The sequence below is a fragment of the Pedobacter sp. genome, from assembly GCF_039594775.1.
Taxonomy (GTDB): Bacteria; Bacteroidota; Bacteroidia; order Sphingobacteriales; family Sphingobacteriaceae; genus Pedobacter.
The window spans coordinates 1,206,722-1,231,202 of sequence record NZ_JBCNMT010000001.1 but is presented as its reverse complement, the minus strand read 5'-3'; the positions used below and the strand labels follow the sequence as shown (position 1 = coordinate 1,231,202).

General features: G+C 41.0%; 22 protein-coding genes and 1 tRNA gene. 7 read left to right on the top strand and 16 right to left on the bottom strand.

Features of this window, described 5'->3' with window-relative positions; genetic code table 11:
- Positions 1-86 precede the first annotated feature (86 nt).
- Genes ABDV71_RS05215 through ABDV71_RS05205 form a run of 3 tightly spaced genes read right to left on the bottom strand, consistent with a single transcriptional unit; the run spans position 87 to position 5,806 of the window.
- Positions 87-1,499, bottom strand: coding sequence for an efflux transporter outer membrane subunit (locus ABDV71_RS05215; protein WP_343531367.1), 1,413 nt, complete (start codon positions 1,497-1,499; stop codon positions 87-89).
- Positions 1,500-1,501: 2 nt separating this feature from the next.
- Positions 1,502-4,657: an efflux RND transporter permease subunit gene (locus ABDV71_RS05210; RefSeq protein WP_343531366.1), complete on the bottom strand. Its 3,156-nt coding sequence runs from the start codon at positions 4,655-4,657 to the stop codon at positions 1,502-1,504.
- Between the two features lie 33 nt (positions 4,658-4,690).
- Positions 4,691-5,806 (bottom strand): efflux RND transporter periplasmic adaptor subunit, encoded by a 1,116-nt coding sequence (locus tag ABDV71_RS05205; RefSeq protein ID WP_343531365.1) that lies wholly within the window; start codon positions 5,804-5,806, stop codon positions 4,691-4,693.
- A 487-nt stretch (positions 5,807-6,293) separates the two neighbouring features.
- On the opposite strand from ABDV71_RS05205, the gene ABDV71_RS05200 reads away from it, so the two are divergent.
- Entirely contained in the window at positions 6,294-7,103 is an 810-nt protein-coding gene (locus tag ABDV71_RS05200) for a universal stress protein (RefSeq protein WP_343531364.1), read from the top strand.
- Positions 7,104-7,353: 250 nt separating this feature from the next.
- Here the strand turns inward: ABDV71_RS05200 and ABDV71_RS05195 are convergent, their stop codons facing one another.
- The gene (locus ABDV71_RS05195) at positions 7,354-8,106 is read right to left on the bottom strand and encodes a LytTR family DNA-binding domain-containing protein (RefSeq protein WP_343531363.1); all 753 of its coding nucleotides are present in this window, start codon (positions 8,104-8,106) and stop codon (positions 7,354-7,356) included.
- Entirely contained in the window at positions 8,096-9,202 is a 1,107-nt protein-coding gene (locus ABDV71_RS05190) for a histidine kinase (protein WP_343531362.1), read from the bottom strand. The genes ABDV71_RS05195 and ABDV71_RS05190 overlap by 11 nt, the downstream gene beginning before the upstream one ends.
- Before the next feature lie 161 nt (positions 9,203-9,363).
- Between ABDV71_RS05190 and ABDV71_RS05185 the strand changes: the two genes are divergently transcribed.
- Positions 9,364-10,047, top strand: a complete 684-nt coding sequence (locus ABDV71_RS05185; protein WP_343531361.1) for a GNAT family N-acetyltransferase — start codon at positions 9,364-9,366, stop codon at positions 10,045-10,047.
- 21 nt (positions 10,048-10,068) lie between these two features.
- Here ABDV71_RS05185 and ABDV71_RS05180 read toward each other — a convergent pair whose 3' ends face one another.
- Both ABDV71_RS05180 and ABDV71_RS05175 read right to left on the bottom strand, forming a co-directional pair.
- Positions 10,069-10,947, bottom strand: coding sequence for a hypothetical protein (locus ABDV71_RS05180; protein WP_343531360.1), 879 nt, complete (start codon positions 10,945-10,947; stop codon positions 10,069-10,071).
- A gap of 101 nt (positions 10,948-11,048) precedes the next feature.
- Complete coding sequence (locus ABDV71_RS05175) at positions 11,049-11,918, bottom strand: AraC family transcriptional regulator (RefSeq protein WP_343531359.1); 870 nt, start codon at positions 11,916-11,918, stop codon at positions 11,049-11,051.
- Between the two features lie 230 nt (positions 11,919-12,148).
- Between ABDV71_RS05175 and ABDV71_RS05170 the strand changes: the two genes are divergently transcribed.
- From ABDV71_RS05170 to ABDV71_RS05160, 3 genes are read left to right on the top strand one after another with little or no spacing between them, the layout of a single operon-like run.
- On the top strand, positions 12,149-12,910 hold the full coding sequence (locus ABDV71_RS05170; protein WP_343531358.1) for a YafY family protein: 762 nt from the start codon (positions 12,149-12,151) through the stop codon (positions 12,908-12,910).
- 51 nt (positions 12,911-12,961) lie between these two features.
- Positions 12,962-13,420, top strand: a complete 459-nt coding sequence (locus ABDV71_RS05165; RefSeq protein WP_343531357.1) for a GyrI-like domain-containing protein — start codon at positions 12,962-12,964, stop codon at positions 13,418-13,420.
- Between the two features lie 6 nt (positions 13,421-13,426).
- The gene (locus ABDV71_RS05160; RefSeq protein WP_343531356.1) at positions 13,427-13,792 is read left to right on the top strand and encodes a DUF1801 domain-containing protein; all 366 of its coding nucleotides are present in this window, start codon (positions 13,427-13,429) and stop codon (positions 13,790-13,792) included.
- A gap of 72 nt (positions 13,793-13,864) precedes the next feature.
- Here the strand turns inward: ABDV71_RS05160 and ABDV71_RS05155 are convergent, their stop codons facing one another.
- From ABDV71_RS05155 to carA, 8 genes are all read right to left on the bottom strand, one after another.
- A complete protein-coding gene (locus tag ABDV71_RS05155) occupies positions 13,865-15,406 on the bottom strand; it encodes a T9SS type A sorting domain-containing protein (protein WP_343531355.1) in 1,542 nt (513 codons plus the stop codon).
- Positions 15,407-15,750: 344 nt separating this feature from the next.
- On the bottom strand, positions 15,751-16,395 hold the full coding sequence (locus ABDV71_RS05150; protein WP_343531354.1) for a DNA alkylation repair protein: 645 nt from the start codon (positions 16,393-16,395) through the stop codon (positions 15,751-15,753).
- A 138-nt stretch (positions 16,396-16,533) separates the two neighbouring features.
- Positions 16,534-17,562: a S41 family peptidase gene (locus ABDV71_RS05145; RefSeq protein WP_343531353.1), complete on the bottom strand. Its 1,029-nt coding sequence runs from the start codon at positions 17,560-17,562 to the stop codon at positions 16,534-16,536.
- A gap of 253 nt (positions 17,563-17,815) precedes the next feature.
- Positions 17,816-17,892, bottom strand: a tRNA-Pro gene (locus ABDV71_RS05140).
- Positions 17,893-18,023: 131 nt separating this feature from the next.
- The gene (locus ABDV71_RS05135; RefSeq protein ID WP_343531352.1) at positions 18,024-18,584 is read right to left on the bottom strand and encodes an NAD(P)H-dependent oxidoreductase; all 561 of its coding nucleotides are present in this window, start codon (positions 18,582-18,584) and stop codon (positions 18,024-18,026) included.
- Positions 18,585-18,648: 64 nt separating this feature from the next.
- Positions 18,649-19,782, bottom strand: coding sequence for an ABC transporter permease (locus ABDV71_RS05130; protein ID WP_343531351.1), 1,134 nt, complete (start codon positions 19,780-19,782; stop codon positions 18,649-18,651).
- A gap of 46 nt (positions 19,783-19,828) precedes the next feature.
- Positions 19,829-20,593, bottom strand: coding sequence for an ABC transporter ATP-binding protein (locus ABDV71_RS05125; protein WP_343531350.1), 765 nt, complete (start codon positions 20,591-20,593; stop codon positions 19,829-19,831).
- 235 nt (positions 20,594-20,828) lie between these two features.
- Entirely contained in the window at positions 20,829-21,941 is a 1,113-nt protein-coding gene (gene carA / locus ABDV71_RS05120) for a glutamine-hydrolyzing carbamoyl-phosphate synthase small subunit (protein ID WP_343531349.1), read from the bottom strand.
- A gap of 342 nt (positions 21,942-22,283) precedes the next feature.
- Between carA and panB the strand changes: the two genes are divergently transcribed.
- Together panB and ABDV71_RS05110 are read left to right on the top strand one after the other, a co-directional pair.
- Positions 22,284-23,099, top strand: a complete 816-nt coding sequence (gene panB, locus ABDV71_RS05115) for a 3-methyl-2-oxobutanoate hydroxymethyltransferase (protein WP_343531348.1) — start codon at positions 22,284-22,286, stop codon at positions 23,097-23,099.
- Positions 23,100-23,320: 221 nt separating this feature from the next.
- Positions 23,321-24,007: an RluA family pseudouridine synthase gene (locus ABDV71_RS05110; protein WP_343531347.1), complete on the top strand. Its 687-nt coding sequence runs from the start codon at positions 23,321-23,323 to the stop codon at positions 24,005-24,007.
- Between the two features lies 1 nt (position 24,008).
- Here the strand turns inward: ABDV71_RS05110 and ABDV71_RS05105 are convergent, their stop codons facing one another.
- Positions 24,009-24,467, bottom strand: a complete 459-nt coding sequence (locus ABDV71_RS05105; RefSeq protein WP_343531346.1) for a hypothetical protein — start codon at positions 24,465-24,467, stop codon at positions 24,009-24,011.
- Between the last annotated feature and the right edge of the window lie 14 nt (positions 24,468-24,481).

Below are 24,481 nucleotides of genomic sequence, written 5' to 3'. Positions count from 1 at the left end.
ATATAGGGACACCAAATAGAAATCATAAAAATGGCCCGTGCTACATCCATAGCTTGGGCCATTAACTAAACAACTATTCAAACAAACTACTCTACTCCTCCTCCTAGGGCACGATACAAATCAATCTTTGCATCAGCTTTTTCTTTTTGGAGAGATATTACTTCTAATTCATTCTGTAATGCATTGTTTTGCGCTACAATTACTTCCAAATAGGTAGCCATACCACTACGGTATAGCAGCAGCGCATTCTTTACCGCTTTATTTAAGGAGACTTGCTTTTCATCTACCAAGATCATTCGTTCTGTGGCGTGGCTCGATTTAACCATCGCATCAGATACTTCTCCTACGGCCAGCATCATTGATTGGCGGAACAGTTCCGCTGATTTTTGCTGCTCCAATTTGGCGATTTCATAATTCGTTCTCAATTCCTTTTTTCTAAAAAGTGGCTGTGCAATGTTGCCACCAATGTTTTTCACCAATGACCCCGGCAAATCAAACCAGTTGTTAAACTGATAAGAGTTAGCGCCTATGGATGGCGTAATGCTAATGCTTGGGTACATGGCCGCCTTGGCTAATCCAGTATTGGCATTGGCCGAAACCACCGCATACTCCGCAGCTTTCAAATCTGGCCTTCTACTCAATAGCTTTGCTGGTACTCCATCAGGAAAAACATCACCAATATCTGCCGTTTTAAAGGCAAAATTCCTCGCAATACTTTTAGGGTAATCGCCACACAAAATACTCAAGGCATTTTCCTGTATCGCGATATTCTGCTTGGCCAAGGGAACTAATAGTTCAGCCGTTTTTTTCTGCGCTACGGCTTGTTCTACACCCAAAGAGTTTACCTGTCCAGCCTGAAACTGCAATTGGATCATCCTTAGGGTACTGTCGCCAAGTACAATGTTACGCTCTGCTACTTTTAATTGTTCATCAAGAGCAAGTAAGTTATAATAGGCTTGGGCCACTTGTGCGATGATCCTGGTTTTTAGGGCCGAAAGGTTTTCCTTTTGCATGAAGTAATTGGCTCTTGCTGCCTCTTTCTGCATTTTGGCCTTACCCCAAATATCGGCTTCCCATGAAAGGGAAAGGTTGGCACTGTAATCATCTAAATAACTGCTCCCCACAAACTGCTGACTAAGCGATCCATTCAATGAGTTTTTAGACTGGTATATTCTGGAAGCGCTCACGCTCAGATCCACCGTAGGCAACAAACCTAACTTTGCCTGCTTAAATGAAAGCTCCAATTGCTCCATATTGAGCATGGCCACAGCTACATCTTTATTTTTTTCCAATGCCTGATTGATCAGTGTAACTAGCTGCTGATCTTTAAAAAAGGCTCTCCATGGCAACAGCACCGTATCGCCAGTAAGGGCCGTTGTGGTACGGTAGGTTTCGGGAGTTGCCAAGTTGGGGCGCTGGTATTTTTTACCCACCGCACACGATGACAGGACCATTGCTCCTACTGCACAAACGATGATATGATTTAAAACTCGTTTCATAATTAATGATTTAATTCAGGTTGAGGCAATGGCTTTTTACTCGATACCTTTTCCTGTAAATATTGGAACAGTATATACAGCAATGGAATAACAAATACCCCAAAAATTACTCCGGTTAACATCCCGATTGCTGCTCCGGTACTGATCGATCTATTTCCCATGGCCGAACCTCCGGTAGCAATCATTAAGGGAATCATCCCCACAATAAAGGCTAGGGAAGTCATGATGATTGGCCTTAACCTAGATTTGGCTCCGTCAATGGCCGAATCTTTAATGGATAGCCCCGATGCTCTGCGTTGCACAGCAAATTCTACTATCAGAATGGCGTTTTTGGCCAGCAAGCCTACCAACATGATCAAACCTACCTGCACATAAATATTGTTGTCTAACCCAATAGCTTTGATGCCACCAAAAGCACCCAACACTCCTGTTGGGATAGACAATAGCACGGCTAACGGCAACAGATAACTCTCGTATTGTGCTGCCAACAGGAAATACACAAACAGTAAACAAAGTGATAAAATCACTAAGGTTTGTGCCCCCGAAGATTTCTCTTCCAAGCTTAAACCTGTCCACTCGTAACCAAAGTCCGAAGGCAATTTGCTCAATACATTCTTCTCCAAGTTGTCCATAATGTCGCCACTGCTGGTACCAGGAGTAGGCATTACGTTAATGGTTAGGGCATTGTACAAATTATATCTGCTCATTGACTCTGGCCCGTAAACTTTATGCAGGCTTACCAATCCTTTTACAGGCACCATTTGGTTTTGGTCGTTCCTTACAAAAATTTCATTGAACGCATCTTCATCGGCGCGGAACACACCATCGGCTTTTACACTTACCCGGTAAAACTTACCAAATCTGGTAAAGTTTAGGCTTTGATCTCCAGAAAAATAAACCTGTATGGTCTGCATAATATCGCCCACATTCAATCCCATTTGGCTAGCTTTATCTTCATCAACTTCTATCTCAAATTGTGGGAAATCGGCTCGGAAAGTAGTATAGGCATATTGTACCCCCGGTTGCTGCATGATCTGTCCCATTACCTTATCGGCCATGGCCTTTAAGGCGGCAGCGTCTTTACCCGTTTTGTCCTGCAGTACAATTTCGGCACCACTGGTAACGCCGTAACCTTCTACGGGAGGCATCCTGAATACCATCACCGAACCTTCTTTAATGCCTGCCAACTGGGCCGAAACATTCGCGGTAATCTGATCGATATCCTGTACTGCTCCGCGTTCCTTTTTTGGTTTTAGTTTCACGAAACCTAAACCGTAAGCTGGACTGGCACTATTTGACAAGATATTGTAACCAGTAATGTTTGCTACACTTTCTACGGCTTCGTTTCCTTTAAAGATGTTATCAATTTTCTTGGCAACTTCTGTGGTACGATCTAAAGCGGTACCTGGAGGCATGCTTAAACTAAACACCATAAAGCCGTCATCTTCCATAGGCACAAAACTTTTTGGCGTACTTACCATTAGGAAAATAGCAATAGCACTAATACCCACGGTTAAACCCGCACCCAACCATTTCTTTTTGATCAAGAAGCTAAGTCCTTTGATATAACGATTGGTCAGGTTATCAAAACCGGCATTGAAAGCGGTAAAGAAACGTTTTTTAAACCCACGCTCCGCAGGCTGGTTTGCATGCTCGCCCGCATGATTGTTTTTTAGCAATAAAGCACAAAGGGCTGGCGTAAGTGTTAAGGCATTTACGGCCGAAATGATAATGGCAATAGCCAGGGTATAGGCAAACTGCTTGTAAAAAATACCCGATGACCCCGTCATGAAACCAATGGGGATAAATACCGCCGACATTACCAAAGTGATCGAAATTACCGCTCCCGTAATTTCGCCCATGGCAGTATGGGTAGCTTCTTTACCTGATAGATTAGAACCTTCCATTTTACTATGTACGGCCTCAACCACTACAATGGCATCATCTACCACAATACCAATAGCCAGCACCAAAGCAAATAGGGTAAGGATGTTAATGGTAAAGCCAAACACCAATAGGAAAAAGAATGTACCAATAATGGCTACGGGCACGGCAATGGCCGGAATAATGGTTGACCGGAAATCCTGCAAGAACAGGAACACCACGATAAATACCAAGATGAAGGCTTCGATCAGGGTAGATTTTACCTGACTAGTGGCTTCATCCAAACGTTCCTTGGTACTCATGAGCTTACCATACTTAATGCCCGGAGGGAATGCCTTGGCTGCTTTTTCAAGCTCGGCATTTACCCCAATTTCAATGGCATTGGCATTGGAACCCGTAGTTTGCAGGATGGCTGCGGTTACCGCATTTTTACCGTTCGAGGTACTGTTACCGCCATAATAAATGGAACCAAATTCAATTCGGGCCACATCTTTTAAACGTACCAATTCCCCACCATTTCGTTTTACAATGATGTTCTCGTATTCCGTGGTTTGGTTCTTCTTGCCTTTATAACGCATTACATATTCCAATGGTGCGTTAGATTCAGAACCGAGTTTACCCGGAGCCGACTCCACACTTTGACGTGAAATGGCCGTGTTGATGTCTGAAGGAATCAAACCATAGCTGGCCATTTTTTGTGGATTAAGCCACACCCGCATCGAATAGTCTTTTGAACCAAACAACTGTACCTGCCCCACACCCGGTACCCTTTTTATTTGGGGCACCATGTTAATGTTGATGTAGTTTTGCAGGAAAGTCTCATCATATTTATGGTTATCCTCGGTGTAAACATCGAAGATCATGATCATACTATTTTGCTGCTTAGAGGTGGTTAATCCCATTTGCACTACCTCTTGCGGAAGAATAGGCGTAGCTTGTTGCACCCTGTTCTGTACGTTTACCGCAGCCTGATCGGGGTTAACACCTTGCTTAAAAATAACCGAAATGGAGAATGAACCGTCGTTACTGGCGGTTGATTTGATATACTCCATTTGTTCTACCCCGTTGATCTGTTCTTCCAGCGGCGTTACTACCGAACGGATCACCGACTCGCTATTTCCTCCTGGATAACTTCCCATAACGGTAACCGTTGGCGGAGAGATATCGGGGAACCTTGTTACTGGCAGCCTCGTTAGTCCAATGATTCCCAAAATCACCAGTACTACAGAGATTACCGTGGCCAATACTGGCCTATCTATAATTCTCTTTAACATAAAATGCTTTTTAAAACGATGTAATGTCTTGCGTTATTTAGCAACAGTAGGTACTACCTTTACGCCTTCGGCGAGGGCATCTATACTATTAATTGCTATTTTTTCGCCTTTGGCCACACCTGATTTTACAATATAGTTATCGCCAGACCTGCCCACAACTTCAATGGCTTTCATGGCTACCTTATTGCTATCAGCCAGTGTAAATACGAAGAATTTGTCCTGCACATCTTTTACACTTGCCATAGGCACGGTCAAGGCATCTCTTAGTTTTTTGGTAAGAATCACACGACCTGCACCGCCCGAGCGCAACAATTTGTCGGGGTTGGGGAAAACCGCCTTTAAGGCAATACTTCCAGTGCTTCTTTCAATGTTACCGCTTGCCAATTCTAATTTACCTTGATGGGCATAGGGCTTTCCGTCGGCCATCACTAGGCTTACCGTATTCATCCCCACATCGGTTTTACGATCTTGGTTAAAGGCAATAAAATCGGCCTCACTCATGGAGAAATACACCAATACTTGATCTATTTCAGATAGTGTAGTTAATGGTGCGACATCTGCCGGTGTCACCAAATTACCAATACGGTTAGGTATCCTGCCAATGTAACCGCTTACGGGTGCCTTAATAATGGCGAAATCGGCATTGATCTGTGAAGAACCCAAAGCTGCTTTGGCTTGGGCCACTTGTGCAGTAGCCGCATCGTAATTTGCTTGCGCCGTTTTCAACTGCACATCCGAAACTACTTTTTCAGCCACTAGGGGCTTAATTTTCTCTACCTCTATTTTAGCATTCGCCTGTGCAGCTAGTGCGGCTTTCACATTCGCCTGGCTATTGTTTACCTGTTCATTAAAAACATCGCCTTTGATTTTAAACAGGGATTGCCCTTTTCTAACGTAGTCGCCTTCTTTTACATAAATGGTTTCCAGGTAACCGCTTACTTGTGCTTTTACCTCTACGTTTACCGTTCCCTCGATCATACCAGGGTAACGCTTTTCAATTGAAGCATCGGCTAGTCCGAGCGTCATGAAATCTGTATTTACTGGCGGCATCTCAAAGCCCTGCTGTGGTTGTCCACACGCAGACAGCAATATAGAGATTACCAGTAAAAGCCCATGAGCTCCTCTCTTTGTTGTATCCTTTTGTAACATTTTATTTTCAATTAATTTTTCGGTGCAAAAAAAACAGTTTTACAGTGCTTTTAAATGCAAATGTGACCGAAACGGAAAAATTGGCTTCCGAAGTGAAAATAGCTTTAGCCCAAGTGTTTTAATACCCTGTAGTAGCCAAGGAAGCAGATACCTGCCTATCATCGTTAACTTAAGCCTATACATTTCAGTAGGCAAACGTCTTCATTTGAGCCGTCAATTTTTCCGTTTCGGGAACTTAAAATATCTAGCGAAGCCTAGTCGTTTTATTTTTACGTAATCAGGTATTTTATTAAATAGATCATGATGAAAAATTTAATCGTAGAGAGGCTTTCGCCTTAAATTATATTGCCCAATAACAGAGAAATCGAGGCCATTGGCATTTAGGTTTCTGTTTTAAACTTATCCATTTACACACAGATGGGAACTGCCAGACATTTTACATGCTGGCGGTTTTTCCTATTTTTAATTTTCTCAATGCTAAAAAAAAATGAAAACCATTATTGTTGCTACTGATTTTTCGGCCGAAGCAGATCACGCCATGACCTATGCCGCTGCCGCAGCTGCCGAAAGAGGCTATAAGCTGGTGCTTTACAACCTTTACAATACTTCTATCCACGCCATGAATGCACGCGTATCGGGCAGTGAAATGGACAAGATTTTGACGTGGAGACATGATAAGCTGAAAGAGATTGCCGAGCTGATTAGCGGTATTTACCACATTAAAACCGACATCCATTTTGCTTCTGGCGATTTCTATGAAGAACTGGTAGGCTGTATCCATTTGCATAGGGCGGACTTGTTGGTGATGGGAATGCCAGAAAAATCATTGGAGCAAGACTTATTGGGGAACACTACTACCCAAGTAATCGACAGGTTAAAGTTTCCTACTTTATCGGTTCCGCTACAAGCCCAATACAAAAGTATTAAACACATTCTCTTTGCTTGCGATATTACCCGAGGCATACACGCCAAAATATTGAATGATGTAAAAGTATTGGCTGAAGATTTTGGTGCCACAGTAGAGGTTTTCCATGTGAGACAAAAAGCCGAAGATTTTTCAAATACCGAAGAGCTAAGTTTGGTAGATCATTCATTGGCACAGGTTGACCATTTTTACAAGCAGGTACAGTCTTCAAAAATCATTAAAGCTATTGAAGATGAAATCATAGCATCACAAACGGATTTATTGGTAATGGTCCCATACCGACATGGTTTTTGGGATAGTTTATTACGAAAAAGCAAAACCAGGGTAATGGCTTCCGGCAATAGTGTGCCGTTGTTATCACTTCCTTTGTAGTACGGAGTTACAATTTTTCGGGTAAGAAATACGCCGTCATTTCGACGACGAAGGAGGAGAAATCTAGCATAAAGCCATCAAGTTTCAGATTTTACTTCGTAACTGCGTCGTGATCTGCCTTTGATCGAAATTATTTTGACTGGTTGTTAGATTTCCCCTTATAGTCGAAATGACGGGGAGAGGAACGTTATTGCGTCCTAATAAACCAATGACTAATGAACTATTAGCTACCTAACCACTAGTTCCTAAATTAACAATCCATCCATTGCTTTAACGCCGCAGCTTTTTCCCTACTCACAATCACTTCCATATCACTATTTTTTAAAGCTACCTTAATTTTTCCATTAAAGTGATTGTGCAATTGGGCGATGGCATTAACGTGGATAATGCATTGTCTGTTAGCCCTGAAAAACAAATGCGGATCTAGCTGTTGATCCAGTTCCTCCATTGTATGCGGCAAAGCCACTTCGGCACCGTCCTGCAACCTTGCCTTGGTCACTTTAAATTCTAAAAAAAAATAATGTACATCGCTCACCGAAACAGCCTTATAACCATCTTTAAAAGGAATCAAAAATCGGCTTCTATGTTCCTTGGGTTGCAAATATCGCACTAGGTCTTCGATAGATTGTTGGTTGCTAAAAGAGTGGTTTTGCTCTACTTTTTCCAAAGCCAGCGCCAATTCTTCGTGCTCTACGGGTTTCAGCAAATAATCTACACTATTGTACTTAAAGGCCTTAACAGCGTACTCATCATAGGCGGTGGTAAAAATAATAGGGCAAGTGATGTTTGCTTTCTCAAAGATTTCGAAACTTAGACCATCGGATAGCCTTACATCCATCATTACCAAATCGGGCATGGGCGAATTTGACAGCCAATCGACCGTTTCCTGCACACTTTCCAGCACGGCCAAAATGGTTGCTTGTGGCCTGATCATACCTATGAGGCGCTTCAGGCGATCGGCATTTAACTTTTCATCTTCAATGATCAGGATGTTATTGTTCATAATCCATAAGGTGAATAATTACTTTATAGGTAGATTGATCTTTCACTATTTCTGGCAGTTTTCCCTGCAATAGCTGAAACCTGTTCATAATATTGGGAAGCCCAATACCAAAGGAACGCAAATTTTGGTTTTCTATTAGAGATAATGAATTTTCAACCACCAAAATATGGCTTTCTCTAGTGTATATCTTGATGTTTAGGGGGTTGTTTTTGCTGGTAGCATTGTGTTTGAGGGCATTTTCGATGAGTAGTTGTAGGGTAAGTGGCGGCAAATACAGCAGTTTGCTCTGTGGAGCAACATCAATATCGAAGGTAATGCCTGAACCTATGCGATATTTAATCAAGAAGATGTATGAATCTAAGAATTTAAGCTCTTCGTCTAAAGACACAGTATTCTTCTTAGAGTTCACCAAAAGAAACCGGTAAACCCTCGAAAACCGTTCGGAATATTCGTAGCCCAACTGCTGGTCTTCCAAAATCAGTTCTGAAAGAATACTTAAACTGTTAAAGATAAAATGGGGATCTAATTGGAGCTTCAGTGCATTTAACTGGGCTTCTACAGAGGCCTGCTTTAGTTCCGATTCCCTGAGCTTATGCTGGGCCACCCTCATTTCGGAGTTTTTCCAGTTGGCTACCAAATAACTTCCCGTGTTAATGGCAATCAGGGTAAAGGAGATCATGGTACTTACCACGCCCCATTGCATCAGGTTCTTGATGTCTTCGCTGGAGGGATCGCCCAAATGTTCCTTTTCAATAAATACAATAAAGGCAATGTCGAGGAAAATTATAACCATTACTGCCAACATATTGAAGAGGGCCTCGGTCATGAGACGTTTCAGGGGCTGGTCTGTCCAAGGCAGCTTTTTGTTTAAGCGTGAATGGATAAAGATAGAGGCTTCTGAAACCAAGAAGCAGAAGACCAAAGACACCATCCACTCGGTTAAAAGCTTCCAAAAGCTCCTGTGAAAATATTCCTGCCAAAAAGAGTCGTAAGGGTCTAATAAAAAAGAAACTAGGTAAAAGAGCACAAAAGCCAGAGGTACAAAAACGGCCCGTTTTGCTTTGTTGCTTAAAAATGTCCTTTCGGTTTTTGGCATCTATTTAATCGTGTACTGTTTTGCTGCTACAAAGGTAGCAGTTCATCTGCCCAACTAGCGCTTTTTTTCACCGAAGTGTAAAAATTTCAGACTAAAGTGAAGAAACCAGTGGCTTAAAGATCCAGTTTAGATATGTTAGATGAAAATTACCTAATCCGAAAATGAAAGCTGATGCCCTAGATAATCCCATATGGAATTCGTTGACCACCACCCACCAACCCTATTGCCTCAATTTAGAAGGCTTTAGGTTTTATCATCCCGAGTATTGCCCTTTTGGCGCTCTAGGTCATGAAGACTTCAATACCGATGTGCTACTGGCCTATGCCAATTTAGCTCATGATTTCTTTATAGTGGGCGACCGGCCCACCACACATCCGAAAGATTTACAACTGAAGAATGAGTTAGTATGTAACCAAATGGTACTTAACAACTCCATCTCATTTGACCATAAAGAAGAGATTGTTCTGTTAAATGGCACTTACCAGCAGGACTTGATTGCCTTGGTTAACTTGGTACAACCGGGCTACTTTAAACATAAAACTCCCGATTTGGGCAACTACTACGGCATCTTCAAAAATGATGAACTGGTTGCCGTAACGGGCGAAAGAATGAAAATGCCTCAGGCTACGGAAATTAGTGCCGTAGTTACTCATCCCGAACATTCGGGCAAAGGCTATGCAAAACAATTGGTTGCTTTTGTGGCCAACCAAATTGTCCAAGAAGGCAAGTTGCCCTTTTTACACGTCGCAGAAAAAAATACGGGTGCAATAGCACTTTATGAAAAACTGGGTTTTGTAACCAGAAGGAAAATAAGCTTTTGGAACTATGGTAAAGCTGCCATTTAATTTATCACAAAAGAGTTATCATTATATTTCAGTAAGCTTCTGATGTTCAGAAGAGCGATTGATATATACAAACATGAGAAATGTAAAGATGGCGTAAAAGACAAGATTGGCCGACCCTACAAAATTTAAAATCACTGACAAGCCAAAGCACAGCATTACAAAAGTGAGAATTGTAACTACCAAGGCATAGTTCAGCCATAGCTTAGACACAGTTTGTCTAAATTCACCTTTTATCAAACTGATGATCAATAGCACGGGTACCAACAACTCCAACACTCCCAATACATAAATCATGAAAGGTATACCTCCCGGCAGCGAAGCAATAAAACTATCTTTAAACATACCAATATATCGTACAATAACAGCTTCGCCTCCAAAAATTTTTGCCCATCCAGGAAAACCCATTGTATAAAATAGAACAGCATATAATGGTAATAAAGCTATATTGTTCAATAACAGCGATGATTGTTGGCCATTTGTTTCATTGATGCGTGAGAAAACTAGATACAGAAGCGTGGTAAAGAAAAAAAGAAGCGCTGCCCCTTGCTGATTTGACACACTTCTCATCAAAAAGCCATACAAAGCTACCGTACAAATAGCTACCCAAATGGCATATTTTAAAACATAAGCCTTACTTAAATTCAAAGTTTCTCTTTTAATGATCGAAACTAAAAACAAACCCGCAGTAACAAGACTTGATATGCCAATTGCTTTAAAGAAATTGGTTTGACCTATCGTGATCACTTTCAATGGCTCTTTTGAAGCAATATTTAGATAGGAAAGCAAAAAATCTGCAGTTCCAAATAATAGACCTAGGCTATGGCACAGCATAAATAAGAAAATCAAAATAGCCACAAGCGTGGTGGAAACATGCATAAGATCAAACCGCTTATTTTCCATATTAATATTTTTTAAGGGTCAATAAAAATTTTTACAAATTTAATTCCAAGCAACATGCCTTCTCTTATACTTAACCGTTAAAAGATGGTAAAAATGCGAAATTAACCCAATTGCATTTGTCGGAATGCAGAAGGCGTAGTGCCCGCATGAGTTTTAAAGAATTTCACAAAGTTGGTAGCTTCTTTAAACCCTAACCGGAAAGCAATCTCATTAATGGTAAGTGTATCAAAGCTGAGCAAGCGTTTAATCTCCAAACAAAGCCGCTCGTTTAACCAAGATTTAGGTGAAACATCTTCTTCTTGGGAAAAGGCAAGCTGAAGAGCACGTGGAGTAACATTAAGCTGATCCGCATATTGTTTAACAGTCCACTGTTCATAGAGATGTTGGTTACAAAGCCATTTAAAATCAGATATGAGCTTTTGCTGCGGACTAAGTACTATTTGCTTTTGCTGTGGCTGATATAAACCTTCGGCAATTAGCATGATGTTATAAAGGTAATGATGTAAAATATCTGCCTGATGACCATGAGCAGGTCTTTTTAACTCATCAACTATAAAATGATATAGGACTTCCAACTCCTTATGTCTTTTGCCCACGTCAAAATAAGGTAGTTTCAAAGGATCTTGAAAAAGTGGAGAATGATTTAAAAAATTCTTGTCAATTGCGGTACGACAGAAAAAATCTTCGGTAAATACAATCGTAACACCATCATAAGTTTCAAGTTTATCAAAATGATGCACTTGTCCCTTTCCAATAAAAAGAATATGTCCAGGGATTACCGATATGGTATTAAAATCAACAGAATGGCTACCATGGCCTTCTGTAAAAAGAAATATCATATAAAAATCAGTGCGGTGTGGCTGAAATAGCTGATGAGGCGTTCTGCTTAAGCGCTCCCTAATGGTAGTTGCGTTAATCTTTTGGACTGGATTGAACGTATGCAAAAAAGGGTACCGCTTTAAATTTTTCATAAGCTTGAGGTATGATTTAAACTTTATTTCCTATCAATTTAAATTTTTCGATTTGAAGTAGCACCAATTTATTAATTTTTACTTTTTATATATCAGCATCTTAAATGGTCCGGAAAAACGTTTTGACATTCTTCTTTTCATATTAATACATTACTTAAAATTATCAACATCATCCTACTTATCTAAAACAGCCTCTTATTATTTTTTGCTAAAAAACTAATAGCTTTACTTTGGCTAAAATATTAGGCCACTGCTCAGCCAAAAAACCAATGATTGACCATAAAGATACCAAACGGCTTTCGCGTTTGACGGCAATTTTAACGCAATTGCAAACGAAACGGATCATCACAGCTTCGGAGCTTGCCAACAAGTTTGAGGTAAGCCATAGAACCATTTACAGAGATATTAAAGCACTGGAGCAGGCAGGAGTTCCTATTTTAACGGAAAATGGGAAAGGCTATACTTTAATGGAGGGCTACAGGATTCCACCCGTAATGTTTACCGAAAGCGAGGCCAATGCTTTAATTACCGCAGAAAAAATAATACTCAAAAACAAGGATGCTTCGCTGGTAAGGGAATATACAGAAGCGATCAACAAAATAAAATCTGTTTTACGCAGCAACACCAAAGAAAAAACCAATCTGCTATCTGATCGTATGGCGTTCAGGTCTAACGACAGCCAACGAACTAGCAACTATCTTTCCACACTGCAATTGGCCTTAACAAATTTCAATCTGGTTAAAATAAAATATCACTCCCCTGAAACCAACCAAACGACAGATAGGACCATTGAACCTTTTGCTATTTACAGCACGCAAGACAATTGGCTATTGATTGCATTTTGCCAGTTACGACAAGATTTTAGGGCTTTCCGTTTAGACAGGATACAGCACCAACAAACCTTGCTCGAACAATTTGAGCCGCACCAAATAAGCTTACAGGAATACTTTGAAATCTGTAAGGCAAAACAATTAACCCAACCCTTGACATAGGGTTGTCTCAGCCCCATTTTAGTTTTGTTTTTCATTTAAAAACAGGATAAAATGAATAGCATAAAAATGGAGCCGTTTAATATTATCGGCATTTCGGTAAGAACTACAAATGAAAATGGTAAAGCAGTCAAAGATATTGCAGGTTTATGGGGCAAATGGATGAGTGAAAATATGGCGGAGGCCATACCGAACAAAGTGGATGGGACCATATACTCTTTGTATACCGATTATGAAGCCGACCATACCAAGCCATACACGGCAATATTGGGCTGTAAGGTAACCAGCCTTAACTATGTTCCCGAGGGAATGGTAGGCAGGACTTTTGATGGTGGAGAATATGTAAAACTGTTGGCCAAAGGAAACCTAATGGAGGACTTGATCGTTAACAAATGGACCGAAATTTGGGCAATGGACCTAAACAGAGCCTTTACTGTCGACTTTGAAGTTTTTGGGGAAAAGGCCCAAAATCCGGCAGATGCCGAAGTTGATTTTTTAATTGCCATCAAATAAAACCTAATGCAAGAAGAGCTTCAAAACTATTACCTCAGCCAAAAAGAGCCTAATAAAAGCTGTCTGCTTGCCCTGCGGGACATTATTCTTGACCAAGACAGCAATATTACGGAAACACGGAAATGGGGCATGCCCTGCTTCTGCTATCAGAAGAAAATGTTCTGCTATTTGTGGACAGATAAAAAAACAGACGAGCCTTATATCCTTATGGTAGAAGGGAAATATCTAGACCATCCGAAATTAGAAACAGGTGACCGCTCCCGAATGAAGATCTTTAGGATTGATCCGATTGACGATCTGCCTGTTAAAACTATCATTGGTATTTTACAACAGGCATTGGACCTTTACAGGTCGGGGAGGATAAAGGCTTGAGCAATGGTTTAATATTACCACCGTCCTCGGCTATTCAAGAACGGTGGTAATCATTTTCAAAAAATAGTCAGGCTAGTTTTTGATGACTTTTTCAAAAACCCAACCTGTTTTTCCTTTTAGCCCAACAAGATAGATTCCTTTTGCCATTCCGTTCAGGTCCATTTCCAACGAAGTTGTTCCAGTACCCAAACTGAGCGTACGAACCAGCTTCCCATCAGGCCCCAGCAATTTTGCATCTGAATACACACCTGCTTCAAAGCTCAATTTCAGTTTGTCTACCACCGGATTTGGATGTACTATAATGGCAGATTTGGTGAGCGTAAAACTAACCGATTTAGTTTCCAGCTCGTTCTCTTTTCCGTCTATATCCACCTGCACCAAACGGTAATAATTATTCCCCAATAACGGCTTTCTATCTACCAGGTTATATAAAGCACCTGAGCCTATCCCCCCCTTCCCGCTTACAGTTTCCAACATTTTCCAATCCCCACCTTCACCACGGTGCCACACAACAAAGCCCTTGTTATTGATTTCTGAAGCCGTACGCCAGTCTAAACGTACTCCCGTTCCCTCTATTTTCGCTGTAAAGTCTAACAGGCCCACAGGCAATACAATAGGAGTTATTGGGCCTCTCAATGGACTTTCCACCGCCGTTCCATTCAATGCTCCATCCCTTGGCGTCACTTCAAATGAAATATATTTATTAATGTCTGCGGCTACCAGCACATAGTTCTTTCCCGTTGCCGAAGCAATTGCCGTCTTGTTCAGTCCAGAACCATTATCCGAACGGTACCACTTGAAAGTAGAACCACTTTCGGAGTTACTTTCAGGGTCACTATAGCTATAATTTCCTGTTAAGGTTTGTCCTTCCTTTAAGGTTCCTGTATTGGTCACGTTACTTGCTGTAGGCGCCGTATTTGCTGGTGCACTCAACAACCGGAAATTATCAAAGGCCAAAGCTCCCGGAATACCGTTGTTAAGGAAGATACTGAACTTTAGGTCTAGCAATGTCCCCGTATCGGAAATTGTTCCAGTTAGGTCAGCTAGTGTATTGTTCAAAATCGTTCCATCGCCCACCATATCATTATCAGTGTCTATCGCCATTTTGCCCCCAGCTGCAGTTACACTGTTCGGGTAAATTCCCAAAATCTTTTTCCAAGCCCCTCCATCCACACGGTATTCTATTGTCATGTAATCCATTACATAACCCTCCGATGCAGTATTAAAGAATATACCCTGAAATACCCCATCGCTATTCGCTCCAAACAAGCCCTTAAAGGAAAGACCTGTTTTCCCAGCAATATTAATCCCAGAATAGGTGATTGATTGCGCTGGAGAAATTGTATTCTGCGCTCCACAACCGGGTCCACGGTCAATGTCCATAGCACCAAAATATTTGGTCCCCGCATATCCGGTAAATGCTGTTGACCAAGTAATATCCGAACCATCAGTCCTTTTAAAAAAACCCGAGGAGCACTTGAATTCCGCCACAGACATCGTTCGACTACCAGCGGAGGGTGAACCCGCATCCTCAAAATTATCTGACCAAAAGACCTGTGCACCTACGTTCAACGAGCCGAGAAGCACCAAAAGCGTTAAAATCTGTTTTTTCATTTTATTCTGTATTTATTTTCATTACGATTATCGATCGCCAGAAATCACTCCAAAACATACCTTTCCATTGGCACTTGGGAGCGTTATTTTTATTTACACTAAGATAAGTCCCTTTACCAGCCCCGCTGTAGTACTATTTTATCCATTTAACCAAGCTCAAATGATAAAAAAACATTAGTGCAGCCCATAAAAAAAGATGCCTAAGCATCTTTTATAAATTGAATAGAAAAAAAGGGATTACTTATTTGCCGTGACCTTTCTTGATCAAAGAACCGAATCTTTTCTAGGACTCTATACCACACCCCCCCCCATCATCGGAGAGACGAAGCCATAACCACATAAAATTATAAGTTTCGCTTGGCGGCTTCCATAGAGATAAATTCTGGCAAATAATTAGGGGTACAGCCTTTGGATACCATTTCACCTTTGTATAGCCCTGTTTTTTCTCCTATGGCAACACAACGGTCACGATATTTTTTGTCATATACACCAATCCAACCTGCGGTGAAGTTCATGGCCCATTGAACCTCTGGCTGCTCCCCAACTATTCGTGCTTCTATTGCGGCAAGTAGGTATTCGGTATTTTCGGGAGGGGTTTGCCCTACCCACCTCAACCGCCCTTGATAATACCAAAAAACTCGTCTTTGCAATGCAGATGGGCTGTTTTCCCAAGATTGTATCAATTCAATTAATCTTTTGTCCTTAGCAAGTTGATTAGCCATTAGCCAGTCGATCAATTGAAGTCTTTCATCAAATGGATGAATTTGAATATCGCGATCGAGTTTGGCAATCAGATCCTTGGTTAGTGCTTTGCTATCCATGATCAAAATCGATAGCTGTCTTGGCATAAACTTTTCAGTTGCCCAAAGCTCCATCGACAAGGAATGGTTCTTCTTAATTTCCTTGGCAATTTTCCTCAAATCTCCAAGTTTGGTCCGGCTGTTGATTTGCGCTAGGATACCCTCCGCTTTTGCTGACAATTTTATCATACTATCTGATACAGGCATTCATAAAATTAATGATAATTTAAGCATTGGGGATATTAATGTTTAAACCAGTTTGGCTGGAGCCTATCTTGACACTAAAAGAAAATTAGAAAAGTTAAATCTCAATAATATTGTGTTTAACTAGTGAACCCAATTTTTACTAGCTTTAAACAGCTTTAATGCTTTACGAATTTTAGCATCTTTATCAATATTTTCAAAATTGTCTCCGTTTAAAATTTCGAAATCTGGAACGATGCTATTCTTATAGATTTTGTGATTTCTATCTATAACATAGTCTGTAGAAAGGTTTATAGCTGCCGCTTTTCCAATTTCAAATCCCTGAACCGCAGTTGTATAATTGGCCGTTGGTTCTCCCACTAAATACACGTTGGGTCTTCCTATAAAAGAAATTGCGGTCATTTCACCAGCACTTGCGGTATAACCACTTGTTAGAATTACAATTGGAGTATGAGTCTTATCGGGATAATTTAATCGGGATTTTCTTTCCAATAAGATTTCATCAATCAAAAGACGATTACCCTTTATCTCCCAACTTCCAGTGGATTTATTTTGAGCATTCCTAAATCCGCCAAAAATCACATCGTTACCAATAAATTCTTTAAGGGCCAACATTATCGGATACATGTTCCCCCCGGTATTAACCCGTAGATCAACTATCCATCCCTTAATATTCTTAGAATCAATGAGGTTTATATTCGAAACAATATCATTTGCAATACTGTCTACTTTCTTAAAACCAAAATCATTATTTCCCGGAATCCTGATGTAACCATAACGGCCATCAATAAGTTGACTATTAACTTTGGTTTCCGTTCTTAATTTTGCTTTTAAATACGGATTAACATAGGAGGACTTCTTACTCCAACCATAAGTCTTTCCCTTGTACTTTAAGCCGCCATGGTAATCGTTAAGGCTCTTGAAAACTTCCTCAAATAAAGGCGCAACCTCATCAATTGTAGCTAGGTTTCTCGATTTTTCGTAGAGAACACTTTTAACCGAATCTATATTTTCCGCATGGATAGAATTCGATTTTATTATTTCTATAGACTTGTCCAAGAACAATTTAACACTATCATTTTTAAATGTCTGAGCGGTAGAGGATTTCACGAAGAAGAAAGAAAAGAAAACTGCTAAAATATATCTGTGCATAGCTAAAATTTGTCTGAATTATATCTAACAAAGATATCAGATAAGAAATACTACTGCAAAACTAGCTGATATTTCTAAAACCAAAAAACCTTTGCTGGGTATAATTTGAGAGGTTTTTAGGTTTCTTAGTTGAGACGGAAAATTCCTTTACCCCTTCAAAACCTTTACCAGAAACTCCTTTGACTCAAGCCCAGTTGCTTCCTGACGTCTTGAAATAAAAAAGCCCTCGCTTTCGCAAGGGCTTTGATTTTATTGGTCGGGGTGGCAGGATTCGAACCTACGACCTCCACATCCCAAATGTGGCGCGATACCGGGCTACGCTACACCCCGATGGTGGTATCACCTTTTTCTCCATCATTTAACCCGAGGATTTCCTGACGAGGCTGCAAAGATAAACATTTTAAAACACCATGCAAACGATTTTAAAAAATGTTTTAATTATTGATAGCTAAAAAATAAAATTAAGCCTCTGCCGCCTGCTTGGCTTTGATCCAATACAACAACTCGTTAACAAAAACACCAGCTTTTTTATCCATTGCTTCTGGATCTGCAGGTACCCCTTCTTCGTTAAAGGTTTTATCAATAGTAGGTACAGGGAACATGGCGGGAACCGTTAAGGCTCCTATTTTCCACAAACTAAACTGTAGCGAGGTAATGACCTGTGAGCCGCCAAAAGCACCTGCAGAAACCGTTGCAATAGCTACGGGCTTGCGCCTCCATTCGGCATATAATAAATCGATTACGTTCTTTAAGCTTGCCGGATAGCCTCCGTTATATTCTGGCGTAACAATGATCACGCCTGTGGCCTCTTCAATTTGCTTGGCAAAGGATAACATCTTTTCCGTAGGATTTTCAATAAACCGCAACCTCTCCTCAAAGAGAGGGAAATCATAAGCATCCAGATCTAGGATGGTCACTTCGCCCAGTTTCCTTTCCTCTAAAAAACGCTTAAAATACAGGGCAACACTATGGCTTTTGCGGCCCCTTCTAACACTCGCAGAGATAATAGCTATTTTTGACATTTGATTTTGAATTAACAGTTAACCGCTAATTTAACCAAATATCCGGTGGGTTGTTTGATAAAAATTACTCCCACTTAAAAGTTTTTACTGCCACTGCATAAATACCTATGCCCCAAAGCAACATGATTAAGATCTGTTGCCTCACATCCCAAAGGTTAGCCCCTTCAAAAGCTACCTTACGCATGGCATCATTTAAATAAGTTAGAGGCAAGGCCCTGCTGATCGGCTGTAACCATGAAGGAAAAGCATTGATGGAAAAGAAAGTGCCCGACAATAAAAACTGCGGTAAGGTAATAATATTGGAAATGGGCGGAATAGTGCTTTCGCTTTTGGCCAAGCCTGATACCACAAAACCGAAACCCATAAAAACTATCACTCCAATGGTGGCCAGCACCAACATATTGAGCACCGTGAGCGCTCCATTGATCAAAGTGAATTGAAAACAGAAATGTCCGATAAGAATGATGAATAAAGCCCCTAATAGCGCAAAGCCAATACGGGCAATTGCTTCGCCCAAAACAATACTCGAGCGTCTAACAGGTGTTGCGAAAAAGCGTTTGATTACCAGGTTCTGCCTCAAGGCAAAAAAGATAAATGCCGTACCAAACACCCCCGTGCTCAATAACGAAAAGCCTAACTGTCCGGGCAAAATAAAATCAATGGTGCGATGCAATCGCCCAGTAATCGTAGTGGCCCTAATTTCAGTAACCGCTGGTTTTTGATTTACTGTATTTAGCTGGTGGGCAATGTCATTAAGCACCGACCGTAGTACATTACCATTGGTTAAAGAAGCCGAAGTATATTTCACATTGGTAAAATAGGCCGGCAAACCATTAGGGTTCTTTTCTACGCTGATCAGGGCATCATAAGATCCCTTCTCCAAGCTTTTATCAATATTTTCCTGCGTATCGTTTTTGGTTAGACGGATCACGCTTGTTTTTTCGAGGGCAATGATTACGGGGTTATTCAGATCCGAGCCTGGGGCCACCGCTACATCCAGCTTTATGCCGCCACCGCCAATAAAACCAAACACAATAATAAATATCAAAGGAAAAGCGAGTGTAAAAATCACCGCCGAAGGGCTACGGGTAATAGATCTGAAACTTGCTTTGGCCAGGGCCAAGGTAGCTTTTGTATGATTGTACCCCCTAGCCCCTAAAGGGGAGTTTGATTTTGTATCTTCCATATTATTCTTCATGATTATAAGTTTGTATTTTAAAAGTCCCCACTAGGGGATTTAGGGGTTATTCTCTCCATTCCTTGCCCGTAAGGCTAATAAAAACATCTTCCAAGTTTGCCTTTTTCACTTCCTTCTTCCGTTCAAAACCACTGGCAATCAAATTATCGATCAGTTTGTCGGGCGTATCGAGGGCAATAATTTTTCCTGCTTCCACAAAAGCTACCCTATCGCATAACTGTTCGGCCTCGTCCATATAGTGTGTAGTTAACACTACCGTAGTACCACTGTTTCTAATTTCAGTGATCAAATCCCATAAATTTCTACGAGCTTGTGGATCTAGTCCTGTGGTAGGTTCATCCAAAAAGATGATTTTTGGAGAATTAATCAGCGTAGTAGCAATAGAGAAACGTTGTTTCTGTCCGCCAGAAAGCTCTTTATATTTCGCTTTAGCTTTATCCTGCAAGTTCACTTTGGCCAACATTTCCATTGGGCTAATATTGGTTCCATACAAGCCTGCAAAAAGTTCCAGCAGCTCTACCAAGTTCAAATTGGGATAATAACCTGCGGCCTGCAATTGAACGCCAATAATTTGTTTAATGGCACTTGCGTTCGTGCCAATGTTCAAACCATCAACCATAACCTCGCCGCTGGTCTTGCTGCGCAAAGTCTCTATAATTTCCAAGGTGGTGGTTTTACCGGCACCATTAGGACCTAGTAAGCCAAATATCTCGTTTTCATAAACTTCAAACGAAAGCCCCTGCACCGCCTTAAAGTCGTCGTAATGCTTTACTAAATTGCTTACGCTAATAATTGCTTTTCTATCTGTCATCAGTATAAAAGTAAGAAGCTTGCGCTAAACCCTGAATGTTTTTCCGCTAATTGGAATGATTATGAGGATGAAATGATGATTTAACTCGGTAATTGGTTAGTTGGTTTTTTGGATGGTTGGTTGTTTAGTACTTAAAACCCCTTCAAACTAAAAAGGATGCTTGCCTAACAAACATCCTTAAGTATTATTTATTAAAAGGCTTTACACCTTCCAACTTTCTACCTTTAACCTCATATTACCAAACTAAATCACCTTTGATCATGCTTAAAAAGTCGTCAAAAAGATAACGAGAATCGTGTGGACCAGGTGAACTTTCTGGGTGGTACTGTACAGAGAAAGCCTTTTTGCCTTTCACACGGATACCCTCGATTGAGTCGTCGTTCAAGTTAATATGGGTAATCTCCACTTTGTCCGATTTTTTAACCTCCTCTGGAATTACACCAAACCCGTGGTTTTGAGAAGTTACCTCGCAGTGGTTTTTAATGATATTTTTAACCGGGTGGTTTAAACCACGGTGACCGTTAAACATTTTCATGGTACCAATACCATTAGCTTCTGCCAACAATTGGTGACCTAAACAAATCCCGAACATTGGCTTATCGGCAGCCAAAATAGCTTTCACTGTTTCAATAGCATAAGGCATTGCACTAGGATCGCCAGGGCCGTTTGAGATAAAATAACCATCAGCACCCCAAGTATTCATTTCTTCGAAAGTAGTTTTTGCAGGGAATACCTTTACATAGATTTCTCTATCATCAAAATTGCGAAGAATGTTCTTTTTAATCCCAAGATCCAAAGCAGCCACTTTAACTGGTGCTTCAGGGTTGCCATAGTAGTAAGGCTCTTTGGTAGAAACTACCGACGAAAGCTCCAAACCATCCATTGGCGGCACCTCTTCCAATTTCCTTCTCAACTCCTGCAAGTCGGTAATTTCCGAAGAAATGATGGCATTCATTGCTCCCTTGTTACGGATGTGACGTACCAAAGCACGCGTATCGATATCAGAAATACCCACAATGTTTTCACTCTCGAAATTATCTTGGATTGATTCCGTAGCTTGCTTTCTCGAATAGTTGATGTTGTAATTTTTGCAGACCAAACCCGCAATCTTAATTCCGTCAGATTCTACCTCATCGCGGTGCATACCATAATTACCAATATGCGCATTGGTAGTTACCATAATCTGCCCAAAATAAGAAGGATCCGTAAAAACTTCCTGATAGCCCGTCATACCTGTGTTAAAGCAGATCTCACCAGTAGTAGTTCCTATTTTTCCAGCAGCCTTGCCATAAAAAACGGTGCCATCGGCCAATAACAAAATCGCTGGTAACTTAGTGTAGTTAGTCATTTAAATTACAATAAAAATTGGGGATAAAAAAAGACAATAAAGAAAGAGAGTTTTTAACGGACAAGCCGCTTTTCCTAGATGATAAAACCTTCTGTTTGAACTCTCTCATTTCGGAGTACAAAGGTATGTTTTTTAGGCGGTTCTTTTCAAGATTTTTTTCAAAAAAATTATGAAGCCTAAAGATGGTTAATTGGCTAATTGTTGAAATGGGTTAATTGACTAGCCATTCAACAGATAATAAGTACTATATAACTGATACCTAGCACCTAACTCCTAGCCACAGGCTACTAACCACTTTTTTAAAAAATAAACCCTAATTTTGTGTGCACTAAAACAAAAATCATGTCGGTAAACAAAGAAATAAAGCGTGTAACCACGCATATTTTACAAGAGATGAAGCAGCGCAAAGAAAAAATTGCCATGCTTACCGCTTACGACTATTCTATGGCCACCATTTTAGATGACGCAGGCCTAGATGTTTTATTAGTGGGCGACTCGGCCTCTAATGTAATGGCCGGACACGAAACTACCCTGCCCATTACCCTTGACCAAATGATCTATCACGCCCAATCAGTAGTGCGTGGTGCTAGCAGAGCTTTTGTGGTGGTCGACCTACCTTTCGGTTCCTATCAGGGTAACTCTAAAGAAGCCCTGAACTCGGCCATCCGCATCATGAAAGAATCTGGCGCACACGGTGTGAAGCTCGAAGGTGGTGTAGAAGTTGTCGAATCCATTCAGCGTATTATCACAGCGGGCATTCCAGTAATGGGCCACTTGGGCCTTACTCCGCAATCTATTTATAAATTTGGCACCTATACTGTTAGGGCCAAGGATGAAGCCGAAGCCAATAAACTCAAGTCAGACGTGTTGGCACTAGAACAAGCCGGATGTTTCAGCATTGTGCTCGAAAAAATCCCCGCCAAGTTAGCCAAAGAAGCAACCGAGAGCCTGCAGATACCAACCATTGGCATTGGTGCCGGCCCCCACTGCGACGGCCAGGTATTAGTAGTAAACGATATGATTGGCTTAACCAAAGGCTTCAGACCCCGCTTTTTGCGCCAGTACCTTAACCTTTACGAAGGCATCAAGGAAGCGGCACAATCTTACATCAACGATGTAAAAGCGAATGATTTCCCTAACGAAAAAGAGCAATATTAGTTGAAATAAGGATAAGGAACAAAGGGCAAGGAGTAAAGACTTTTGGAAAGCATTTTTTTGCTTATCGGTTAAATCGGTCCCGCCTGCCTACCGCAGGCAGGCTTTTCATTCCAACCTTTTTGTTATTGTCATCCTGAGCCTGTAGAAGGGCAACAAAAAGGGTTTCCACTACAATCGTAGACCACAAACACACTACTAAAAACTAAAACTAACCACTATCAATGGCCATTACCGACGCAGACATCCTTTACGAAGACAATCACTTAATTGCTGTGAATAAAAGAGCGGGCGATATTGTACAAGTTGACGAAACTGGGGACGAACCTTTGGATGAGCAGGTAAAAAAATACATTGCTGCCAAATACGATAAACCGGGAGGTGCGTTTTTGGGAGTAGTTCACCGTTTAGACAGGCCCGTAAGCGGCCTGATCCTATTTGCCAAAACCAGTAAAGCACTGGATAGGATGAATGCCATTTTCAAAAACCGCGAAATCAAAAAAACCTATTTTGCAGTGGTAAGGAAAAAGCCTGCCAAACCACAGGGCAAACTAGTTGATTGGCTAATCAAAAACCCTAAAAAAAATGTAGTTACAGCTTATGACCACCAAGTACAAGGAAGTCAATATTGTGAACTAGATTACCAATTATTGGCCGAGATAGATGGTTACTACTTATTGCGGGTAAACCCACTCACCGGACGCTCACATCAGATAAGGGTCCAATTGTCCAATATGGGCTGCCCCATAGTTGGCGACAATAAATACGGCTATCCACGCGGCAGCAAAAAAGGCAGCATATGCCTACATGCTCGTCAATTGGAGTTTATTCATCCCGTAAAAAAAGAACCGGTAAAAATATTTGCCAAGCTACCTAAAGATGGCTTTTGGGAAAAATTCGAGAAGTTTTAGATTATTTACAAGGAACTTTCTCAAAAACCATAGCATTACTAAAACCCAGTTTTTTAAGGTCTTTAAAGCTAGCTTTTCCATCCTTCTCTTCTACCTCACCAAAGCCCTCTAACAGCTGGTTGTCCTTCTTTAAGAAAACCACCTGCCTCACTGATTTTTGTCCTTCCGAATCGAAGGTGTAAGCAGCGATCAGAGTATCTCCGTGCATTTCACCCTCAATAGTTCCCATGTTTTTATCTTTCTCAAACCATTTGTAACGCAATTCTCCGGTAGACACTATCCCCGTAGTAATCAAGGTAAGTTCTGCAGTGTCCCTTCCTTTGATGTAAGCATAACAGGTTTGTTCGGCAACAGGAATATTTGCCAACGAATCTATTTTTGCCTTATCTCCAGTAATTTTGGTAGGCTGGCTGCATGCCGCTAGGCAAGCAAGCGCCAACAATACAATAATAACTCTCATCTTTTATGTCAGTT

Coding starts and splice junctions, on each gene's coding strand:
- ABDV71_RS05215 (WP_343531367.1), bottom strand. CDS start 1,499: ATGAAACGAGTTTTAAATCATATCATCGTTTGTGCAGTAGGAGCAATG.
- ABDV71_RS05210 (WP_343531366.1), bottom strand. CDS start 4,657: ATGTTAAAGAGAATTATAGATAGGCCAGTATTGGCCACGGTAATCTCT.
- ABDV71_RS05205 (WP_343531365.1), bottom strand. CDS start 5,806: ATGTTACAAAAGGATACAACAAAGAGAGGAGCTCATGGGCTTTTACTG.
- ABDV71_RS05200 (WP_343531364.1), top strand. CDS start 6,294: ATGAAAACCATTATTGTTGCTACTGATTTTTCGGCCGAAGCAGATCAC.
- ABDV71_RS05195 (WP_343531363.1), bottom strand. CDS start 8,106: ATGAACAATAACATCCTGATCATTGAAGATGAAAAGTTAAATGCCGAT.
- ABDV71_RS05190 (WP_343531362.1), bottom strand. CDS start 9,202: ATGCCAAAAACCGAAAGGACATTTTTAAGCAACAAAGCAAAACGGGCC.
- ABDV71_RS05185 (WP_343531361.1), top strand. CDS start 9,364: ATGAAAGCTGATGCCCTAGATAATCCCATATGGAATTCGTTGACCACC.
- ABDV71_RS05180 (WP_343531360.1), bottom strand. CDS start 10,947: ATGGAAAATAAGCGGTTTGATCTTATGCATGTTTCCACCACGCTTGTG.
- ABDV71_RS05175 (WP_343531359.1), bottom strand. CDS start 11,918: ATGAAAAATTTAAAGCGGTACCCTTTTTTGCATACGTTCAATCCAGTC.
- ABDV71_RS05165 (WP_343531357.1), top strand. CDS start 12,962: ATGAATAGCATAAAAATGGAGCCGTTTAATATTATCGGCATTTCGGTA.
- ABDV71_RS05160 (WP_343531356.1), top strand. CDS start 13,427: ATGCAAGAAGAGCTTCAAAACTATTACCTCAGCCAAAAAGAGCCTAAT.
- ABDV71_RS05155 (WP_343531355.1), bottom strand. CDS start 15,406: ATGAAAAAACAGATTTTAACGCTTTTGGTGCTTCTCGGCTCGTTGAAC.
- ABDV71_RS05150 (WP_343531354.1), bottom strand. CDS start 16,395: ATGATAAAATTGTCAGCAAAAGCGGAGGGTATCCTAGCGCAAATCAAC.
- ABDV71_RS05145 (WP_343531353.1), bottom strand. CDS start 17,562: ATGCACAGATATATTTTAGCAGTTTTCTTTTCTTTCTTCTTCGTGAAA.
- ABDV71_RS05135 (WP_343531352.1), bottom strand. CDS start 18,584: ATGTCAAAAATAGCTATTATCTCTGCGAGTGTTAGAAGGGGCCGCAAA.
- ABDV71_RS05130 (WP_343531351.1), bottom strand. CDS start 19,782: ATGAAGAATAATATGGAAGATACAAAATCAAACTCCCCTTTAGGGGCT.
- ABDV71_RS05125 (WP_343531350.1), bottom strand. CDS start 20,593: ATGACAGATAGAAAAGCAATTATTAGCGTAAGCAATTTAGTAAAGCAT.
- carA (WP_343531349.1), bottom strand. CDS start 21,941: ATGACTAACTACACTAAGTTACCAGCGATTTTGTTATTGGCCGATGGC.
- panB (WP_343531348.1), top strand. CDS start 22,284: ATGTCGGTAAACAAAGAAATAAAGCGTGTAACCACGCATATTTTACAA.
- ABDV71_RS05110 (WP_343531347.1), top strand. CDS start 23,321: ATGGCCATTACCGACGCAGACATCCTTTACGAAGACAATCACTTAATT.
- ABDV71_RS05105 (WP_343531346.1), bottom strand. CDS start 24,467: ATGAGAGTTATTATTGTATTGTTGGCGCTTGCTTGCCTAGCGGCATGC.